Genomic DNA, 18,730 nt, shown 5'->3' with positions numbered 1-18,730 from the left:
GGGATTCGGTAGCTGTCCGCCTCTGGTCCGGATGCGAGCGGATCGGGTACCTTCCCGCTCATGGCGCGTGGTCGGCACCGCAGCGCGGTGGTTCTCCGCCAACAGGCGTCCGTCACGGCGGCGTCCCGTCCGGGCGGCCGCCGCTGGTGGGCACGTCCGTGGCTGGCCGCGGCGATCGTGCTCGTCCTCGTCTTCGGCGCGCTCACGTTCGCCTACGTGCGCCGCTCCGGCGAGTGCACCGGCGATCCGGTGGTGCTCTCGGTCGTGACCTCGCCCGATCAGCAGGACGTCGTACGTGGGCTGGCCTCCGCCTGGCAGCGCGAGGACCACAACTTCGACGGGCACTGCGGGGAGATCCTGGTTCGCGGCCAGGAGTCCGCGGCGGTCGGCCAGGCGCTGACACCCAGCCAGAACGGCGTGGCCGTGGGGAACCGGGTCGACGTCTGGATGCCCGACTCCTCGACGTGGATCACCAGCGCCGCCGCCCGGCCCGGGATGAGCCGCCTGTTCGCCTACAACCGTCCGAGCGTGGCGTCCTCGCCGGTCGTTCTCGCCGCTCCGCGGCCGATGGCCAGCGCGCTCGGCTGGCCGAGGCAGCCGATCTCCTGGACGAAACTGGGGTTGCAGCGCATCAACGGGGCGACCTGGAGCGACTTCGGCCGTCCGGAGTGGGGGGCGCTGCGCCTCGGCGTCGGTGACCCGCGCCAGTCGACGGCCGCGCTCGGCACCCTGCTCTCGGTCGTCGACGCCGACATGAACGGGCAGGTCAGCGAAGAGGAGCTGCACAACGCGCTGATGCTCTCGCGGGCCAACACCCTCGACCAGCCGACGTCGGCGGCGTTCCTGGCCCGGCTGCGCGCGACGACCGACCCGGGAACGCTGCTCGCCGAGGCCGGCCTCTTCCCGGCCACCGAGCAGCAGGTCGCCGCGTACGACCGGGCCGACCCGGCGGTGCCGCTGGCCGCGGTCCAGCCGACCGAGGGAACGGTCTTCGCCGACTACCCGTACGTGACGCTCGCCGCGTCGTGGGTCGACCCGGTCCGCCAGAAGATCGCGGCCAGCTTCCTGGAGGTGCTCCGGAGCGACGCCGGGCGCCGGGCCTACGGGCGGGCCGGCTTCCGCGACCCGGAGCGGACCACCCGTTACTCCCGGGATCTGCAGCCGGTGCTGGGGATGGGCGGCCCGGTCTCCGACGACGCACGCGGCCTGCCCAGCGACGAGGCGATGACCAAGACCGTCGTGTTCTGGTCGGCGCTGCAGCGCAAGTCGAACGTGCTGGCCGCGGTCGACACGTCCGGTTCGATGACCGACCCGGCTCCGGACGGCAGGACGACCCGGATCCGGGTCGTGCAGGAAGCCTGTCTGCGGGCCATCGCGCTGTTCAGCCCGGAGTCGGGCGTGGGCCTGTGGCGGTTCTCGACCAAGCAGGACGGGGCCAAGGACTACCGGCAGCTGGTGCCGATCGGGCCGATCAACGGCGCGCTGCCGGACAAGACGCCCCGCCGCGCGGCGCTGGAGACCGCGATCCGCCGCGACCTGACCCCGAAGGGCGCCACCGGTCTGTTCGACACGACGCTCGCCGCCTACCAGTACGTGCAGAAGAACTGGCAGCCCGGCCGGCTCAACCTGCTGGTGATCCTCACCGACGGCCGGAACGAGAAGAACGGCGGCCTGACCCGCCCGCAGCTCGTGCAGCGGCTGCGCCAGGTCATGAAGCCCGACCGTCCGGTGCAGGTCATCGCGATCGGTTTCGGCAGCGACGCCGACCTCAACGAGTTGCGCGTCATCACCGCCGCGGTCGGCGGCAAGGCCTATCGGGCCGACAGCGGGAGCGACATCGACCGCATCTTCCTGTCGACGCTGGCGCCGCAGTGATCTCGCGGCGCGCGCTCAACCGGGCCACGCTCGCCCGGCAGCTCCTGCTCGAACGGGCCGAACTCCCGGTCGACGCCGCCGTCGAACGCGTCGCGGGGCTGCAGGCGCAGACACCGCACTCCTGGTACTACGGGCTCTGGGCCCGCGTCGCCGGGCTCTCGGCCCTCGAGGTCTCGGCCGCGCTCACCGAGCGGCGCGTCGTCCGGCTGGCGCTGCAGCGCTCCACCATTCACCTGGTGTCGGCGCGGGACTGCCTGGCCTGGCGTCCGCTGCTGCAACCGATGATCGTCCGGGCGTCGCTCACCCAGTACCGGCGGAAACTTGAGGGCGTCGACCTGGACGAGCTCACCGCGCTCGGCCGCACGCTGCTCGAGGAGCAGCCGCTGACGTTCGCGGCGCTGGAGAAGCACCTCGCCGAACGCTGGCCGGACCACGACCCGCACGCGCTGTCGTACGCGGTGCGCGGCTACCTCACGCTGATCCAGGTGCCGCCGCGCGGGAGCTGGGGCGGGTCGGGGCCCATCAGCGGCCCGATCGCGCACACCACCGCCGAGGCGTGGCTCGAGACGCCGGTGCCGGCCGCGAGCCCCGACGCACTGGTGCTGCGGTACCTCGCGGCGTTCGGCCCGGCCGGGGTGAAGGACGCGCAGGTCTGGTCGGGGCTCACCCGGCTGCGTGAGGTCTTCGAGCGGCTCCGGCCCGGTCTCGTCGTCCACACCGACGACGAGGGGGTGGAAATGTTCGACGTGCCGGACGCGCCCCGGCCCGGCGAGGACACCCCGGCGCCGGTGCGGTTCCTCTACGACTTCGACAACCTGCACCTGTCCTACGCGCGGCGCACCCGCTTCCAGACGCCGGAGACGGCGGCGGCCCGGGAGCGCACGTTCACGAAGAACGGTCAGCTGCCGGGCACGATCCTGATCGACGGTGAGGTCCGCGGCGTCTGGGTGCTCACCCGCGAGCGCGGCGGCATCACGCTGACCGTGCGGCCGCTGGCGCCCTGGTCGGCGTCGGATGCGGAGGCGATCGAGGCCGAGGGCCGTGAGTTGACGGCGTTCGCGGCGGCCGATGCGTCCCGCCGGGAGTACGTCGTGGGTGCGGCGCCCTAGACCGACACCGTGCGCGGCGCGCTGATCGCGTCGATCACCTCGGCGAGCACCCGCTCGGCGTCCTCGTGCGGCACCTGGCAGGTACCGGCGGCGACGTGCCCGCCGCCGCCGTACTTGAGCATCACCGAACCGATGTCCACCGGCGACGTGCGGTCGAGGATCGACTTGCCCGCCGCGAGCACGGTGTTCTGCTTCTGGCGTCCCCACATGACGTGGATCGAGACCCGGGCCTGCGGGTAGAGGGCGTACACCAGGAACCGGTTGCCGGCGTAGATCGTCTCCTCGTCGCGCAGGTCGAGCACGACGACGTCGCCGTGCATCGTGCCGACGCGGTTGAGCTGATCGACGAAGAACTTGTGGTGGGCGTTGAAGAGATCGGCGCGCTCGGCGACGTCGGGCAGGTCGAGGATGTCCTCGACGTCCTGGTGCTCGATGCAGGCGTCGATGAGCTTCATCATCAGCTGGTAGTTCGAGATCCGGAACTGGCGGAACCGGCCCAGCCCGGTGCGGCTGTCCATCAGGAAGTTGAGCAGCGTCCAGCCGGTCGGGTCGAGCACCTCCTTGATGTCGTACTGCGCGGAGTCGGCGCGGTCGACCGCGTCCATGATCTCGGCCGAGACCATCGGGAACCGCTCACTGGCGCCGTAGTGGTCGTAGACGACCCGCGCCGCCGACGGCGCGTCGGGGTCGATGATGTGGTTCTCGGCGTCACCGCTGTTGCGGAGCGTCTCCGAGTGGTGGTGGTCGAAGACCAGGTGGGCGCCCGGTGCGTACGGCAGGTTGGTGAGGATGTCGCGGTCACTGACCTCGAACGTCCCGTCCTGGACGTCTTTCGGGTGCACGAACGTGATCTCGTCGACGAGGTCGAGCTGGCGCAGCAGCACCGCGCACACCAGGCCGTCGAAGTCGCTACGGGTCACCAGGCGGTACGACATGAGAGCCCCTCGGGAACGCCAGTTCCTATCTTCGACCAGATCGGCAGCGGGGCGGGAGGCTTGAACGTTTCTCCCGGCGCGGTCGCCGGGTGGTCCGGCCGGAGCCCCACCCGGGGAGGCGGAGAGCGCGGGTGTATTTGCAATTCCCGGCAATTCAAATACGTGAGATCAGTGATTCTTCTGGGACTGGCGGGGGCCCGGGAATGATGTGCCGGAAATTGCGCTGAGTTACGGATAGCTGATGGACACAAGCGACGTTCGTCGCTGTCCGGCCGGATATATCCCCAGCTAACGGGCCTGCTGGCGTCCGCCCATCCTCCGTCCGGGCCGGTACGAATCGATCGTGCGACGCGATTTTCCGCGCCGAACAGGGGAAGGGATGCGGGGGTATTGGCCGCTCGAGGCGCCATAAGCTGCCGCGGGTCGGCTGGGTAATTCCCTGGCCAGCCGGCCCACCTGTTCCGTTAGCCACCCCTCGGCGAACCAGGTAGGTCGTGTCTGCGCTCTCCCCTCACACGTGGCGCCTCCGGGCGCTCGCGGTCGTCGCCCTGCTCGCCGCGGTCGTGCTGACCGGCGGCCCCGCGCCGGCGATCGCCGGTAACCCCGGCTGCGGCGAGGTCGCGGTCGTGTTCGCCCGGGGCTCGGGCCAGCACCTCGCGCAGCGGGAGAGCGCGGTGTTCCTTCGTGCGCTCTCCGAGCGCCTCGGTGACGCCGTCCGGGCCACCGCCTACGAGCTGGGCTCCGCGGCCTACGGCGGGGCGCGGTATCCGGCGGTCGGCGTCGGCGTGGACAGTAGCGACGCGTTCGCGAACCTGCTGGACGCCGGCGCGTTCTGGACCGGGAACGAGGGCCACCGCTACCGGGCGAGCGTGGCCGCGGGCGTGACCGAGCTGCGGGCCTACCTGGCCCAGCGGGTGCGGACCTGCCCCACCGAGCGGCTGGTGCTCGGTGGTTACTCGCAGGGTGCCCAGGTCGTCGGCGACACGGTGGCCGGAATGGGCCGCGAGCTGCGCGACCGGGTGGCGTTCGTCGGCCTCTTCGGCGACCCGAAGCTGTCGCTCCCGGAGGGGCGGGGAATCTTCCCGGTGGGCTGCCGCGGCACGTCGCTCTCGCCGTGGCGCCGGGGCACGGCCAGCTGTTACACCGACAACGGCATCCTCGACGCGCGCACACCGTACGTTCCCGCGGACCTGGCGAACCGGACCGGTTCGTGGTGCGACCGGGACGATCCGATCTGCAACAGCAACCTCGCCGACTTCCTGCGCTCGACGCACGGTCGGTACGCCGGGCCGGGGCGGGCGGTGGACCAGGCGGCGCGCGAGGCGGCGGAGGCGGTGCGCGGCCTGCTCGGCGATCGCGGCCGGGGCATCGACGTGGCCGTGGACCGGGCCGCTGACGCGCCGACGGCGCCGGGCGACCCAGCGCCGTCGGCGGAGCCGCCCCCGACGCCCCAACCCCCCACCGCGTCCGGCGGGGGTACGCCGGCGGCCGACGGCGACGGTCCCACCGCGTCCGGTGCGGGTACGCCGGCGGCCGGTGGCGACCGTCCCGCCGCGTCCGGCTCCGTGGCGTCGATAGCGCCGGAGGCGCCGACGGAAACCGGACCGCCGACGCGGGCCACGCCGACGCCGAAGCCGCCCCGCGGCGCAACGGCCTCCACGCTGCTGCTCGACGAGTACTGGACGCGCCCCGGGAGCGCGGTCACGTTCGCGGTCGCGGGCGTGCCGGGCGCCACGTACCGCTGGGACTTCGACGGCGACGGGGCCGTCGACCGCGCCACGCGCCGGCCGGTCGTGGAGCACCGCTATCCGGAGCCGTTCACCGGGCGGGTCCGGGTCGGCGTCGAGGCCGCCGACGGGGCGCAGCTGCTCACGAGCGCGGCGGTGCACGTCGACCGGGTCGGGCTGGGTCGCAGGCTCCCGTCCGGGCCGTCGGCCGTGACCGTCCGCGCCGCCTACGGGCCCGACGGCGCGATCGTGCGGTGGACGCCCGGCGCCACCACCGGCCGCGTCGACGCGTGGCGGGTCCACGACGCCACCGGACGGCTGCTCGCCCACGTCCCGGGCTCGGCGCGGCAGGCCGACCTGCCCGGTCTCCCCGATCGCAGCACCGCGCTGACCGTCGAGGCGGTGAACGAGTTCGGCGGCAGCGCACCGGCGGTGGCCGTACCGCGCGGAGCCGGGTCCTCGCGGTTCACGGCGGTACCAACGGGGCAGCGGGCGGCCGGGGGACGCCCGAACCGGGCGGTAGCGGCTCCGCGGGCAGCCGACGCGGACCCGGAGCTCGAGTCCGGCCTGGTCGCGACAGCCGCGGCGCTGCTGCTGGCCACCGCGGGCACGCTCCTGACGCTCGGCGTGCGGCCCCGTCGGGGCGGCCGACACCGCCGCTCACGCGGTTTCTAAGACCGGAATGAACACCCAGCGCGTTCGCTACGTAACTCATTGAAGAGGCGTTGCTATACAGGTGACGCGGGTACGGGGGAGCAGGAGACAGCATGAGCCAGGCCCGGCACGCGATCGACGTGGAACCGCGTTACCGCTCGTGGATGCTCGCCGCGGCGACGTCGATGGCCGTGGTGGCCGTCGGGGTCGGCGGCGCGGTGTTCACGCTCGGCGGCGGTGGCGAGTCGGACGTCGTCAGCGCGGCGAACCGTTTCCGGCCGCTGGCCGGCTGGTGGCAGGTCGAGATCGAGGACCGCGCGGGGGCGGGCTGCCTCGACACGGGCTGCCCGATCTCGGTCCGGCGCTGGCAGGCGGAGCGCCCGCCGACCCCCGGCGAGCTACGGCGCTCGATCGAGTCCGCCGGTTGGGAGAGCCCCGGCGTCGACGGGGACTGCCGACCGACCGGTGACCGGACCGGAGCGTTCCCGCTGTGCACGGCCGAGGCGTCCGGCGACGGCATGCGGTTGACGCTCACCGTCCAGCAGGGCGAAAGCTATGACGTCACGCTGACCGTCGAATCGCGGTAGCCGCACCGCTCCCGCACCCGATTCGCTCCCGCCGGGCCTGTCCACCGGACCGGCAACCGTCCTACTCCCGTCGAGCTTCTCTCTTCGCAACCGAACCTGCCGAACTTGTCTATCGAGAGGCAGTCAAGGATGAATTGAGGGGCGAGGATGAAGCTGAAGCTGGTAGCCGCCGTCATGGCCGTGGGTGGCCTGGTGGGAGGCGCCATCGGCGGCACCGCGCAGGCGGCCACCACGGCGATGACCACCAAGCCCACCGCCGACGCTTCGGCGAAGAAAAAGAAGAAGACCCTGGCCGTCGTGGCCGCCGAGGCCAAGCCGGCCGCAACGGCCACCAAGGTTCCGCAGCTGGGCGTGCAGATGCACGCGATGTGGGAGATGTACTGGAACGGGCAGACCCCGAACGCGATGTTCGACAAGCACCTCAACGCGCTGGCCGCCAACAAGGTGCAGATCGTCCGCGTCGACATGGGTTGGTCGGCGAGCCAGCCGACCAAGGCCGCGCCGACCGCGAGCTCCTGGCACAACAAGCGTCTGAACATCGCGATCGACCGCATCCGCGCGAAGGGCATGAAGGTCTTCCTGACCCTGCACCAGTCGCCGGAGTGGGCGCGTCCGGGCACCGGCAGCAACCTCATGCAGCTGCCGACCGACCCGAACGCGATCAAGCCCTGGATGACGTTCATGGCCAAGACGTACGGCGCGCGCATCGCCGGCATCGAGGTCTGGAACGAGCCCAACCTGGTCGAGTTCACCGGTATCGCCGACGCCGACGCCCGCGTCAAGCGGTTCGTCGCCGTGCTCAAGGCGTCGTACGCCGGCATCAAGGCCGGTAACAAGGCCGTGCCGGTGATCTTCGGCGGCACCGCGCAGACCGACGACGTGTTCATCAAGGCCGCGTACGCCGCCGGGGCCAAGGGCGCCTTCGACATCATGGCCGTGCACCCCTACCAGGGCAACCAGACCAAGGCTCCGGAGTCGACCGACATCACCGGCAAGTCGCGCATCACGAACATGCCCGCGGTGATCGCGGCGATGAAGGCCCACGGCGACGGCACCAAGCCGATCTGGTGGACCGAGTTCGGCACCTCCGTGCACCCGAACACCGGAATCAAGCAGACCTGGCTGTTCGGTGTGGCCAACGACCACATCGCCGGCGACTACATGGTCCGCTCGTTCAAGCTCGCCGCCGCGCAGTACCCGCAGGTCCAGGTCGGTACCGTCTACACCGCCTACCGGCCGGCCAGCGGCATCTCGGCCCACCAGTACGGCTACCGCCTGCTCGAGGCCGACGGCACCGTGCACGAGCAGCTGAAGATGCTCAAGTCGATGCGGGAATCCACGCCCTCGCGTTGATTAGGGTGTGCGTCGTGACTGACTATTCAACGACATTCAGCCTGATCGACCTGGACAACGACGGTCTGATCTCCGCCGCCGAGCTGGTCCAGGTGACCGGAGTTCTCGGCGACCCGATCACCGAGGAGGACGCGGCGGCCGCGGTGGCGCGGGTCGACGCCGACGGCGACGGCAAGATCTCGCTGGAGGAGTTCACCGCGTACATGTCGGCGCGATGACATTGGCTGCGTCCGGTAGCTGATCGAGGACAACGAGTGATCGAGGCATCCTCGATACAGAGCGACAACGGAAGCCATGGGCCGGGGACGTCAAGGGACTCCCCGGCCCGTTCGGCTACATCGGTGTTTCGTCGATCGTCCGGCGTGGACCGGTGAACCACGTCTTCGCGGACGTGAACCACCAGACCGTGATCGCCAGCAGCACCGCACCGGTCACGATCGGCGCGTAGTTGACGTCGAACCAGCTGAAGCCGTCGCTGAACGGCACTCCGCCGGGCACGATCGGCAGGCAGAAGTAGATGCTGATGACGACGATCTCCACCGCGGCGACGACGTTCATCCAGCGGTACTTGTTGCCGAGGCTCCACGGTCCGGGTTGGAACTTCTGGCCCGCGCGCAGCCGGTAGTAGATCGGGATGAGGAACGCCAGGTACAGCCCGATGACCGCCACGCTCACCACCGCGTAGAACGCGACCGGGATGCCGGCCGGGCTCTTGTAGAGCGCGGGAAGCGTGATGAGCACGCCGGCCGCCGCGCCGCCGAGCACCGCGTTGACCGGCACCCCGGTCTTCGGCGACACCTTGCTCCAGATCGTGCGACCGGGCACCGCGCCGTCGCGGCTGAACGCGTAGCCCATCCGTGACAGGCTCGTCATCGCCGCGATGCCGCAGAACACCTGCCCGATCGTCGCGATGACCATGACCAGCTTGAACAGAGCCGGCGACAACGCCGAGGAGAAGATCGCGATCACGCTGCCGACGCCGTAGCCGTTGTCGGGCGAGTTGATGAAGCCGACGTCCTTCGCGGCCCACAGGAACGCGAGCAGCAGCAGCCAGCCGCCCATCGCGGAGTAGAAAATGCTGGTCCAGATGCCCCGGGCGACGGTGCGTGACGCCGCCTGGGTCTCCTCCGACATGTGCGCGGACGCGTCGAAGCCGGTGATCGTGTACTGCGTGAGCAGGAAGCCCAGCGGCAGCACGTAGAACCAGAAGGACTGGTCGCCGAAGCCGGAGTTGTTGATGCGCTCGGTGAAGATGAAGCTCGCGTCCTGATGGCCCTTGGACGCGACGAGCAACACGACGATGATCACGGCGGCCCCGACCACGTGCCACCCGGCGCTGACGTTGTTGATCAGCGCCAGCAGGTGCGAGCTGAAGATGTTCAGCACGCAGACCAGCACCATGAGGATCGCGAACCAGAAGAACTGCTGGTTCAGCGCGTCCCCGCCGAACGAGTCCGCCCAGCCCGGCCAGAACAGCGTCAACGTGATGTTCCAGAACCCCGCGCAGGCGTAGACGACGCTCGCCGTCACCGCGATCAGGCCGACGAGGTTCAACCAGCCGGTGTAGAAGCCGGCCGCCGGCCCACCGAGCCGCGCCGCCCACCAGTAGATCCCGCCCGCGGTGGGGTACGCGGAGCCCATCTCGGCCAGACAGAGCCCGATGATGAGAATGAAGACGCTGATCAGCGGCCATCCGAGCGAGATCGCGATCGGCCCACCGTTGTTCCACGCCTGGGCGAAGGTGGTGAAACAGCCGGCCAGGATCGAGATGATCGAGAAGCTGATCGCGAAGTTGGAGAATCCGGACCAGGTCCGGCGAAGTTCTTGTTTGTAGCCCAGTTCCGCGAGTCTCGCTTCGTCGGAGTGCTCGTCAGCGACGGCCATAACGCCTCCTCATACAGCGGGGGACTGCGAGGGTTCAGTGGCGTGCCGGAACCGGACGCGCCGCTCAATGCGTTATAGCGGGTCACTTGAGCGTACGGAAGCACTTGTGGGACGTCGGCTGCGAGCAGGATTCCGTAGGGGCGGCAGAACATGGTGATACAGCCGACACGTACCCACTTGCGTGGTGCGGCGCGTACCTGTTCCACTGATTGTTCAGAGTCGGCAAGCCGTTCGCTGATCCGGGCTCAGTGAGGCGCGTGGAGACGCGGCGCATGACGTCGATCGGGGGCCTTTGTGCCGACCAACTACTTGAGTGCAGGGTGGCGAACCGCGCGCCGGTGTTCCCAGGGGAACTGCGTCGAAGTTCGAAGCGCGCGCGACGTGGTGCATGTCCGCGACAGCAATGGTCGGGTACTCAGTGCCTCGCCGGAGGCCTGGGCGGCATTCGTGCGTGAGATCAAGGCCGCTGAAGCCTGAATCGGCTGCGTTTTATCGCGGAATGTCAAAAGCGCCGGTCTTCGCGGCGGTGATGAATGCGCTCCAGGCGAGCGGGGGATAGGCGAGAACCGGTCCGGTGGGGTTTTTGCCGTCGCGAAGGCCGACAACGCCCGATAGCGGGGCTACCTCGACACAATTTCCCTGTGCGCACCCTGCGGCAGCGCGCCATCCGGCCATGGTCGTGTCGACGCTTGTCACCGTGTCTGTCTCCGCAGCCCTAGTTTGCGTACCTTTGGGGCATTTACCCCGGTTTACGCACACCAAAACTTCTGGCAGAGCTGTCTCGTAGGTCACGCCCCGCGCATCCTGTCACATCAGCACCCGGGCGCGTGGGTAGGGGCGGGTCTCACTCCGGGGTGTCGATGTCGTTCCGGATCGCCTTCAGGAACTCGCGACTCGCGAATCGGTCGAGTGCGTGCCGGCTGAGCTGATCGAATGCGGCGCGATACCGTTCGAGTTCTTTGGCCTCGGTGAAGTACTGCTGCGGCGCGAGGCCGTCCACATAGACACGATCCCGAATCGCCTCACGGAATGACAGGATCGCGAACAGGCTGTCCATTCCGATGTGCGCACCGTAAGCAAATGGCAACACCTGAATCGAGATCTGCTCGTGGCCGGCCAGTCGCACCAGGTGGTCGACCTGTTCCGCCATCGTCGCCGGGCCTCCGACGAGGCGGCGGACGGCCGCCTCGTCGAGAATGAAGTTGAGTGTCGGGAGTGGACTCCGCGCGAACATGGCGCTCCGCCGGACGTCGCGCGTCGCGACGCGTGCATCGAGAATGTCGGCTGGGAGATGCGGGTTCAGCTGCCCGTAGTACGCCCGTGAGTACGCGCGGGTCTGAAGCAGCGTGGTGACCGCGGAGGACTTGTAGTCGTCGATGCGGTACGCCGCCTGCTCGAGCTCCATGAAATCGGCTTCGTCGCTCTGGAACGTGTCGAAGTTCTGCCACTGACTCGTCTGGTGACTCTCGTCGACGAGCGTGGCCAGGCGGTGGCGTTCCTCGACGTCGATGCCGTAGAGGTCGCAGAGACGCTCGAGATCTTCGGGGCGGATTCGCCGATCGCCGGTCTCGAGGCGGCTGAGCTTCGAGTAGCTGAAGCCCAGGTGTCGGGTGACCTCGGCGGTGGTCATTCGGGCGGCCTTGCGGTGCTGGCGCAAGGCGGCGGCTACTTCCAGCCGCCGGAGCGCGGGCGCGCCGCCCGGTGGCTCGGCACTCATGGCCTTCTCCGGGACTGTGTCAGCCGTTGTTGCACGCTGCACGACCCTATCGTGCTCTTGCCGCCCGGGAGTTGCAATTGCCATGTCAATTGCCGCGGCACTTGCCAATGGCTACTCGTGAGTTCACCATGAGGGTGGGCGAATCGACCGACTGTAGTCCACTTCCCCGAGCGGGCGGGGGAGCTGAGACGTCGCTCCGGTTCGCGGCAGGGGGGTGATAGGTACGTCTACCCTCGATCGGCGCGGAATGACGTCGTGGTCCGTGCCTCTGGCTTCTCCGGCGAGCGCAGAAAAGTGACTGAGCCGATGTTGCAGCATCGGCCCAGCCCACGGCGCTCGTCCATTCCAGGCTTCCCAGCCAATGAAAGGGGTTCGCCGTGTCCAACGGTACCCGTGGAGTCGGCCGAGTACTAGGTCGACTCCACAACAGAATGGTCGTCATCGGTGACTGGTTGTTCCGTCGCCAGGATCTCGCCGCGCGGGCCGCGGGATGGGAAATCCGGCGCACTCACGGAGGGCTCGGCCGGCGCTATCGGGACCCGCGGATCGCCCGGCGCGCTCGGGCGCTGGTGCCGCCGCCCGACGAGGCCGAGCGCCTGCGTGTGCGAGTGCACGTGCGGCGGCCGGTCGGTTCCGGCGTCGGGGGTGGACGGTGAGCACGTCGTTCCAGGTGCCGCCGCCCGGCGAGCCTCCGCAGTACAGTCCGCTGCCGGACCGGGTCCGGCGTCCGCTGCCCACCACGGTGCTCTGGCGGTGGCGGTACGAGGTGCTGCTGTTTCTCGGGATTTCGATATGCGGGTGGTACGGCTATCGCACCGGCGCGGGCGTGCTGATGCTGCTGGGTGCGGCGGTCGTCGGCGTATTGGTGGCGGCGATCCCACCGTTACGGCGAGCCGTGTCGGCGCCCGTTCTGTGCGTGGTCACGGCGCACCGGGTGCGCACCGGGCTCGCGCAGGCGTGGGTGCACAACCGCAGCGGTCGATTACCGGCGCTGCTGTGGACCCGCCCGATGCCGTACGGCGAAGCGGTCATGCTCTGGTGCCCAGCCGGGGTGTGTGAGCGTCACGTCGAGGCGGCGGCAGCGATCCTGCGATCGGCGTGCTGGGCGCGGCACATCACGGTGACGGCCAACGCGCGCCATCGTCAGCTGGTCACGGTGCACGTCGTGCGCCGTCCGGTCAGCTTCCCGCCGGGCGCGGAGGTCGCGCCGTGGTCGGACGCGGGTGACGACATGCAGCACGGATGATCGCCGGGTGGTCGGAGGCTCGCGCCGGCCTTCGATCACGTCAGGCGGGAGGCGCGGGTGTTCAGGTAGCGCTGTTCGGGACGGCTGAGGGTGCGGCGGGCGGCCTCGCGGTAGGACTCCCTCGCGCCGGACGGGTCGCCGGCGAGCTCCAGCAGGTGGGCTCGCACGGCGTGCCAACGGTGGTGACGATCCAACTGTGGCCGCAGCGTCTCCAGGAGGTGCAGGCCGGCTTCGGGGCCGTGCACCTGGGCCACGGCCACCGCCCGGTTGAGCGTCACCATCGGGCCCGGTTCGAACCGTTCGAGCAGCGTGTACAGCGCGACGATCTGCGGCCAGTCGGTCTCGTCCGCGGACGGCGCCTCCGCGTGCACCGCGGCGATCGCCGCCTGCAGCTGGTAGGGGCCCAGCGGTGCGACCGGGAGGGTTTCGGTCAGCAGCGCGACGCCCTCGGCGATCAGGGCGCCGTCCCAGGACAGGCGGTCCTGGTCGGCGAGCGGTACGAGCTCCCCGTCGACGCCGAGGCGCGCCGGCCGCCGCGCCTCGGTCAGCAACATCAACGCGAGCAGCCCCGCCACCTCCCCGGCCACGCCGCCGAGGCCATTGCTCGGAGCGGCGACCCCTCGGGCCGCGCCGCCGGCTCCGCTGTCATCGCCGTCGACCTCCCCGGCCGCCCCGCCGAGCCGCCGGTCCGTGCCGCCACGCTGCCCGGCCCCACCTTCGAGCTCGGCTGCCGCGCCTTCGCGCCCATCGGCCGTGCCATGGGACCCACCGGCTGGGCCGCCGCGACCACCGGCTGGGCCGCCGCGACCACCGGCTGGGTCGCCGCGACCGCCGGCTGGGTCGCCGCGACCGCCGGCTGGGTCGTGAAGCCCTCCGGCCGGGTCGCCGATCCCTTCGGCCGGGTCGCCTGGTTTGCCGGTCTTGCCGGTCTCCGTGGGGGCGGGTGGACGGCCGGTGTCGGCTCGGTTCGCGAGGCTCGCGGCCCGGCTGGGCGGCATCGAGGCTCGGACCGCGCGGGTCAGGCGGATCGCTTCGGCGGTGAGGTCGGCGCGGTGGAGGGCCGGACCCGCCGTCGCCACGTAGCCCTCGTTGAAAATGAGGTACAGCACCCGCAGCACGACCGACAGCCGCTGGGCCCGGGACTCCGGCGGCGGCAACGCGAACTCCGCTCCGCGAAGGCGGGCCTTCGCCCGGGAGATCCGCTGCGCCATCGTCGCTTCCGGCACGAGGAAGGCAGCGGCGATCTCGGCGGTGGTCAGACCGCCGACGGCGCGGAGGGTCAGCGCGGCCTGCGTCGTCGGCGAGAGCGACGGATGGCAGCACAGGAAGAACAGCGTCAGCGTGTCGTCGGTGCCCGGGACCGACGGCTGCTCCTCCGGAACGGCCCGGAGCTCCCGACGTTGCCGGGCCGACTCGCTCCGGAACGTGTCGGTCAGCCGGCGGGACGCCACCGCGACGAGCCACGCGCGTGGATTCTCGGGTACCCCCTCGGTGGGCCACTGCCGGAACGCGGCCAGCAACGCCTCCTGCACCGCGTCCTCGCACGTGTCGAACTGCCCGTAGCGGCGCACCAGGATGCCGAGCACCTGGGGCGCGCACGCACGCAACCGGTCTTCGAGGCCGGGAGGGGTGGTCACATCTCCAACCCCGCCTCGGCCATCACCGGCCGGATCTCGATCGCGTTGTACGCCGCATCCGGAATCTTCGCGGCCAGCTCGACCGCGCGCTCCGGCGTTTCGCAATCGACCGCGTAGTAGCCGGCCAGGAACTCCTTCGCCTCGACGTACGGGCCGTCGGTGGCGTCCACGGCGCCCTCGCGCACCCGCACGGTGGTGGACGCGGACGGATCGGCCAGCGCGACGAAGCCCAGCAGCTCACCGGTTTCTTTCAGTTCCGCCGAGAACGCGTCGTGCCCGGCGAAGACCGCGTTCTTCTCCTCCTCGGAGAGCGCCTCGAAGACGGCCGGGTTCATCTGGATCAGCAGCAGGTACTTCATCGTTCGCTCCGAACTCTGGGGAGGGCCTGACGCGAGGGGTCGGAGCAGCCGGAGGCTTCTCGACGTGCCCGGCTCATGACCTGGGTCACACGGTCGCGAAGGACCATCTTGCCGGGCCCGACCCCCGACACGCACACGGGCGCTGCCGCCGTGGTGACCGATTTGCCTGGAAAGCTCGGACCGCGCCCCACAACCGAAGGGAACCCTTGACCATGGACACCGTTCTCTCCGCCGACGGCACCCCGATCGCGTTCGACCGCTACGGAAGCGGCCCCGCGGTGATCCTGGTGGGAGGCGCGTTCCAGCACCGCGCGATCGACCCGGGTACCGCCGAGCTCGCCCGGCTCGTCGCCGCGGACCTCACCGTCTACCACTACGACCGCCGGGGACGCGGAGACAGCGGCCCCGGCGCCACGCCGTACACCCCCGAGCGCGAGATCGACGACATCGCCGCGCTGATCGGGCACGCGGGCGGCACCGCGGCGCTCTACGGGATGTCGTCGGGGGCGGCGCTCGCCCTCGACGCCGCTGCCCGGCGGCCCGCGGTGAACGCCGTCGCCGTGTACGAACCGCCGTTCGTCGTCGACGGGAGCCGCAAGCCGATCCCCGAGGACCTGCAGCCCCGCCTGGAGCGCCTGGTGATGACCGACCAGCGGGACGGCGCGGTCGAGTTGTTCCTGGTGGAGGGCGTGGGGGTGCCGCTGGAGGCGGTGCGGGGCATGCAGCGGACGCCCGGCTGGGCGGCGATGGAGAGCGTCGCGCACACGCTGGCCCACGACGTGGCGCTGCTCGAGGACGTGGTGACGGGCGGGCCGCTGCCGCTGCACCGCTGGGCCTCGGTGACGGTGCCCGTGCTCGTGGTCGACGGGGGAGCGAGCCCACCCTGGACCGCGAGCGCGGCCGACGCGCTCGCCGGTGTGCTGCTCGACGCCCAGCGACGGACGCTGCCTGGTCAGACCCATGACGTCGACCCCTCCGTGTTGGCTCCGGTTCTCCGGTCGTTCTTCTGATGCATGCCCTGCAACAATGCAGAGGATAAAGATTTGCAGGCACTGCAACCAGCCTCTAGGGTGGGCCTGTGCACAACGAAGGACTCCGGCTGCGGAAGAAGCAGCAGACGCGGGCGGCGCTGGCCGACGCGGCGCTGCGTCTCGTCGCGGAGCGGGGGCTCGACCAGGTCACCGTGGAAGAGATCAGCGCGGCCGCTGACGTCTCGCCGCGCACGTTCTTCAACTACTTCGCCACCAAGGACGACGCCGTCTTCGGCACGATGCTCGACGGCAGCGACCGCATCCGGGAGACGGTCACCCGGGCCCCGTCGGACCGGCCGGTGTGGGACGTGATCTGGGCGGCCTACCGCGAGGAGGCGGTGGAGCTCGAGTCCGACGCCGATCGGCTGAAGCTGCGGATGACGGTGTGCAGCAAGAACCCGGCGATGCTCGCCCGGCTGGTCGAGTCCGGCTCGGCCGCCGAACTCGCGCTCGCGGCAGCACTCGCCGAGCGGCTCGCCGGCGACACTCCCCGCCCCGACGGCCCGCCCCGCCCCGACGGCCCGCCCCGCCCCGACAGCCCGGCCCACGTCGACGATCCGGCCCGCCCCGACGACCGGGCCCACTCTGCCGGCCCGGTCCCCGAGGGGTATTCGCTGCTGCTCGCGGTCACCGCCGGCAGCGCGCTGCGCGTCGCGATGATGCGCTGGGCCCTCGGCACCGGTGACGAGTCGCTCATCGCCCTGGTCGACGAGGCCTTCGGTGCCCTCTCCACCGGCTTCGCGCCGGCGCACCACCACTGACCCTCTCCGCCCCACCCCTGTCTCACGAGAGAGAAACGCGTGACCACCACCAGCCCTTCGGGGCCCACTGACGCCGTCGGTACCGAGTTACCGGCCGAGCCGCCCGCGAAGATGTCGCGGCGCGGGGTCCTCCAGGCGCTGTCCGGCCTGATGATGGGCCTGTTCGTCTCGATTCTCGCGTCGACGGTCGTCTCGAACGCGCTGCCCCGCATCATCGCCGACCTGAACGGCAGCCAGTCCGTCTACACCTGGATCGTCACCACCGAGCTGCTCGCGATGACCGCGACCACCCCCCTCTGGGGCAAGCTCGCCGACCTCTACAGCAAGAAACTGCTCATGCAGCTCTCGCTGACGATGTTCGTGATCGGTTCGCTGGTGGCCGGGCTGACGCCCAACGTCGAGGTGTTGATCCTCAGCCGCGTCATCCAGGGTATGGGCGCCGGTGGGGTCACCGCGCTCGCGCTGATCGTGATGGCCGCGATGATCCCGCCGCGCGAACTGGGCCGGTACTCGGGGATCTTCGGCGCCGTGTTCGGCGTCGGTACGATCGCCGGCCCGCTCATCGGCGGTCTGCTCGTCGACACGTCCTGGCTGGGTTGGCGCTGGTGCTTCCTGATCGGCGTGCCGTTCACGCTCATCGCGATCGTGCTGCTGCAGCGCACGCTCAACCTGCCGGTCGCCAAGAAGGAAGTGAAGATCGACTGGCTCGGCGCGCTGCTGATCACGGCCGGCGTCTCGACGCTGCTGATCTGGTCGACGCTGGCCGGCGACAAGTTCGCGTGGGCCTCCGCGTGGACGGTCGGCCTAGTCACGCTGGCCGTGGTGCTGCTCGTGCTGTTCGTGGTGGTCGAGGCGCGGGTGGCCGAGCCGATCATCCCGCTCGGCGTCTTCCGCAACCGCACGGTCTCGCTGACGACGGTCGCCAGCGCGCTCGTCGGGGTCGCGATGTTCGGCGGCACGGTGTTCCTGAGCCAGTACTTCCAGGTGGCGCTGGGCAAGTCGCCGACGGTCGCCGGTCTGATGAGCCTGCCGCTGATCTTCGGCCTGCTCGGGTCGTCCACGATCGCCGGCGCGCTGATCACGAAGTACGGCAAGTGGAAGGTCTACCTCCTCGCCGGCGGCGTGATCATGGTGATCGGCATGGGGCTGCTCGGCACGATCGGTGCCGACACGAGCGTCCCCATGCTCTCGCTCTACATGTTCGTCCTCGGCGTCGGCGTCGGTCTGCTCATGCAGAACCTGGTGCTGGCGGCACAGAACGACGTTCCGGCCCGTGACCTGGGCACCACCACGTCGGTGCTGACGTTCTTCCGCAGCCTCGGCGGCGCGATCGGCGTCAGTGCGCTCGGTGCGGTGCTCGCGAACCGCGTGACGACGCTGTCCACCGAGAAGCTCGGCCCGGTGGCCGCCGGGGGAGACGGCTCGGCCGAGGTCCCCGACCTATCCACGCTGCCGCCCGCGGTGCTCCGCGTCATCCAGGACGTTTATGGCGAGGCCACCGCCGACCTGTTCCTCGTCGGCGCGCCGATCGCCGCGTTGGCGCTGGTCGCCGTACTGTTCATCAAGGAGAAGCCGCTAGCGACGCTCAGCGGTGACGAGCGCCTCGCGCGCGAACAGGCCGGCCTCAGCGGGCATTGATCCCGACCGGTGCCGGGCTCCGCGTCCGGTGCTGGGCTCCGCGTCCGGTGCCGGGCTCCGCGTCCGGTGCCGGCGTCACCGCCGGAGTCGAACCGCCCCGGTAGGCGCCCTGACTGAAATTCCGCTGAGGATGGGTGCGCCCACCCCGGTTGGTTGTGGGTGACTACCGTTCGCCAGATCGCTGCCGTCCATTGTGGGACGGCCGCCGGAGCAAGGC

Annotated in this window: 17 protein-coding genes; 11 read left to right on the top strand and 6 right to left on the bottom strand. The window is 70.4% G+C overall.

The genetic code is table 11. The features are described from left to right. The first annotated feature begins 60 nt into the window (after nucleotides 1-60). On the top strand, nucleotides 61-1,875 hold the full coding sequence (locus tag CRYAR_RS30360) for a substrate-binding domain-containing protein (protein WP_035856731.1): 1,815 nt from the start codon (nucleotides 61-63) through the stop codon (nucleotides 1,873-1,875). Further along, nucleotides 1,872-2,984 (top strand): winged helix DNA-binding domain-containing protein, encoded by a 1,113-nt coding sequence (locus CRYAR_RS30355; RefSeq protein ID WP_035856730.1) that lies wholly within the window; start codon nucleotides 1,872-1,874, stop codon nucleotides 2,982-2,984. The genes CRYAR_RS30360 and CRYAR_RS30355 overlap by 4 nt, the downstream gene beginning before the upstream one ends. Here CRYAR_RS30355 and CRYAR_RS30350 read toward each other — a convergent pair. Further along, on the bottom strand, nucleotides 2,981-3,919 hold the full coding sequence (locus CRYAR_RS30350) for an exopolyphosphatase (protein WP_035856729.1): 939 nt from the start codon (nucleotides 3,917-3,919) through the stop codon (nucleotides 2,981-2,983). The genes CRYAR_RS30355 and CRYAR_RS30350 overlap by 4 nt on opposite strands. A gap of 494 nt (nucleotides 3,920-4,413) precedes the next feature. Here CRYAR_RS30350 and CRYAR_RS43865 point away from each other — a divergent pair, with 494 nt between their 5' ends. From CRYAR_RS43865 to CRYAR_RS30330, 4 genes are all read left to right on the top strand, one after another. Further along, nucleotides 4,414-6,321, top strand: a complete 1,908-nt coding sequence (locus CRYAR_RS43865; protein ID WP_051571134.1) for a cutinase family protein — start codon at nucleotides 4,414-4,416, stop codon at nucleotides 6,319-6,321. A gap of 92 nt (nucleotides 6,322-6,413) precedes the next feature. After that, entirely contained in the window at nucleotides 6,414-6,887 is a 474-nt protein-coding gene (locus tag CRYAR_RS30340) for a hypothetical protein (RefSeq protein ID WP_035856728.1), read from the top strand. A 147-nt stretch (nucleotides 6,888-7,034) separates the two neighbouring features. Then, the gene (locus CRYAR_RS43860) at nucleotides 7,035-8,240 is read left to right on the top strand and encodes a cellulase family glycosylhydrolase (RefSeq protein WP_051571133.1); all 1,206 of its coding nucleotides are present in this window, start codon (nucleotides 7,035-7,037) and stop codon (nucleotides 8,238-8,240) included. A 14-nt stretch (nucleotides 8,241-8,254) separates the two neighbouring features. Beyond that, on the top strand, nucleotides 8,255-8,458 hold the full coding sequence (locus CRYAR_RS30330) for an EF-hand domain-containing protein (protein ID WP_035868154.1): 204 nt from the start codon (nucleotides 8,255-8,257) through the stop codon (nucleotides 8,456-8,458). Between the two features lie 115 nt (nucleotides 8,459-8,573). On the opposite strand, the gene CRYAR_RS30325 is transcribed toward CRYAR_RS30330, so the two are convergent. Next, nucleotides 8,574-10,124 carry an amino acid permease gene (locus CRYAR_RS30325; RefSeq protein ID WP_035856727.1) on the bottom strand — a complete coding sequence of 517 codons (1,551 nt, stop codon included), beginning with the start codon at nucleotides 10,122-10,124 and terminating at the stop codon, nucleotides 8,574-8,576. A 294-nt stretch (nucleotides 10,125-10,418) separates the two neighbouring features. On the opposite strand from CRYAR_RS30325, the gene CRYAR_RS50960 reads away from it, so the two are divergent. After that, nucleotides 10,419-10,601 (top strand): DUF397 domain-containing protein, encoded by a 183-nt coding sequence (locus CRYAR_RS50960; RefSeq protein ID WP_084701125.1) that lies wholly within the window; start codon nucleotides 10,419-10,421, stop codon nucleotides 10,599-10,601. 12 nt (nucleotides 10,602-10,613) lie between these two features. Here the strand turns inward: CRYAR_RS50960 and CRYAR_RS46140 are convergent, their stop codons facing one another. Next, the gene (locus CRYAR_RS46140; protein ID WP_084701123.1) at nucleotides 10,614-10,799 is read right to left on the bottom strand and encodes a DUF397 domain-containing protein; all 186 of its coding nucleotides are present in this window, start codon (nucleotides 10,797-10,799) and stop codon (nucleotides 10,614-10,616) included. Nucleotides 10,800-10,968: 169 nt separating this feature from the next. Further along, nucleotides 10,969-11,841, bottom strand: a complete 873-nt coding sequence (locus CRYAR_RS30320) for a helix-turn-helix domain-containing protein (protein WP_169745097.1) — start codon at nucleotides 11,839-11,841, stop codon at nucleotides 10,969-10,971. Between the two features lie 652 nt (nucleotides 11,842-12,493). Here CRYAR_RS30320 and CRYAR_RS43855 point away from each other — a divergent pair. Beyond that, the gene (locus tag CRYAR_RS43855; protein WP_051571132.1) at nucleotides 12,494-13,087 is read left to right on the top strand and encodes a hypothetical protein; all 594 of its coding nucleotides are present in this window, start codon (nucleotides 12,494-12,496) and stop codon (nucleotides 13,085-13,087) included. 35 nt (nucleotides 13,088-13,122) lie between these two features. Here CRYAR_RS43855 and CRYAR_RS49835 read toward each other — a convergent pair whose 3' ends face one another. Together CRYAR_RS49835 and CRYAR_RS30295 are read right to left on the bottom strand one after the other, a co-directional pair. Then, nucleotides 13,123-14,724, bottom strand: coding sequence for an RNA polymerase sigma factor (locus CRYAR_RS49835; protein WP_245620529.1), 1,602 nt, complete (start codon nucleotides 14,722-14,724; stop codon nucleotides 13,123-13,125). Further along, entirely contained in the window at nucleotides 14,721-15,083 is a 363-nt protein-coding gene (locus CRYAR_RS30295) for a YciI family protein (RefSeq protein WP_035856724.1), read from the bottom strand. The genes CRYAR_RS49835 and CRYAR_RS30295 overlap by 4 nt, the downstream gene beginning before the upstream one ends. Nucleotides 15,084-15,295: 212 nt before the next feature. Here CRYAR_RS30295 and CRYAR_RS30290 point away from each other — a divergent pair, with 212 nt between their 5' ends. From CRYAR_RS30290 to CRYAR_RS30280, 3 genes are all read left to right on the top strand, one after another. Further along, nucleotides 15,296-16,093 carry an alpha/beta fold hydrolase gene (locus CRYAR_RS30290; protein ID WP_035856723.1) on the top strand — a complete coding sequence of 266 codons (798 nt, stop codon included), beginning with the start codon at nucleotides 15,296-15,298 and terminating at the stop codon, nucleotides 16,091-16,093. Between the two features lie 68 nt (nucleotides 16,094-16,161). Next, the gene (locus tag CRYAR_RS30285) at nucleotides 16,162-16,875 is read left to right on the top strand and encodes a TetR/AcrR family transcriptional regulator (RefSeq protein WP_035856722.1); all 714 of its coding nucleotides are present in this window, start codon (nucleotides 16,162-16,164) and stop codon (nucleotides 16,873-16,875) included. A 111-nt stretch (nucleotides 16,876-16,986) separates the two neighbouring features. Next, nucleotides 16,987-18,513, top strand: coding sequence for an MFS transporter (locus CRYAR_RS30280; RefSeq protein ID WP_035856721.1), 1,527 nt, complete (start codon nucleotides 16,987-16,989; stop codon nucleotides 18,511-18,513). The last annotated feature ends 217 nt before the right edge of the window (nucleotides 18,514-18,730 follow it).

Origin of the sequence: Cryptosporangium arvum DSM 44712, assembly GCF_000585375.1 — a bacterium.
Taxonomy (GTDB): Bacteria; Actinomycetota; Actinomycetes; order Mycobacteriales; family Cryptosporangiaceae; genus Cryptosporangium; species Cryptosporangium arvum.
The sequence above is the reverse complement of the archived record's forward strand: the minus strand, read 5'-3'. Positions and strand labels throughout refer to the sequence as shown.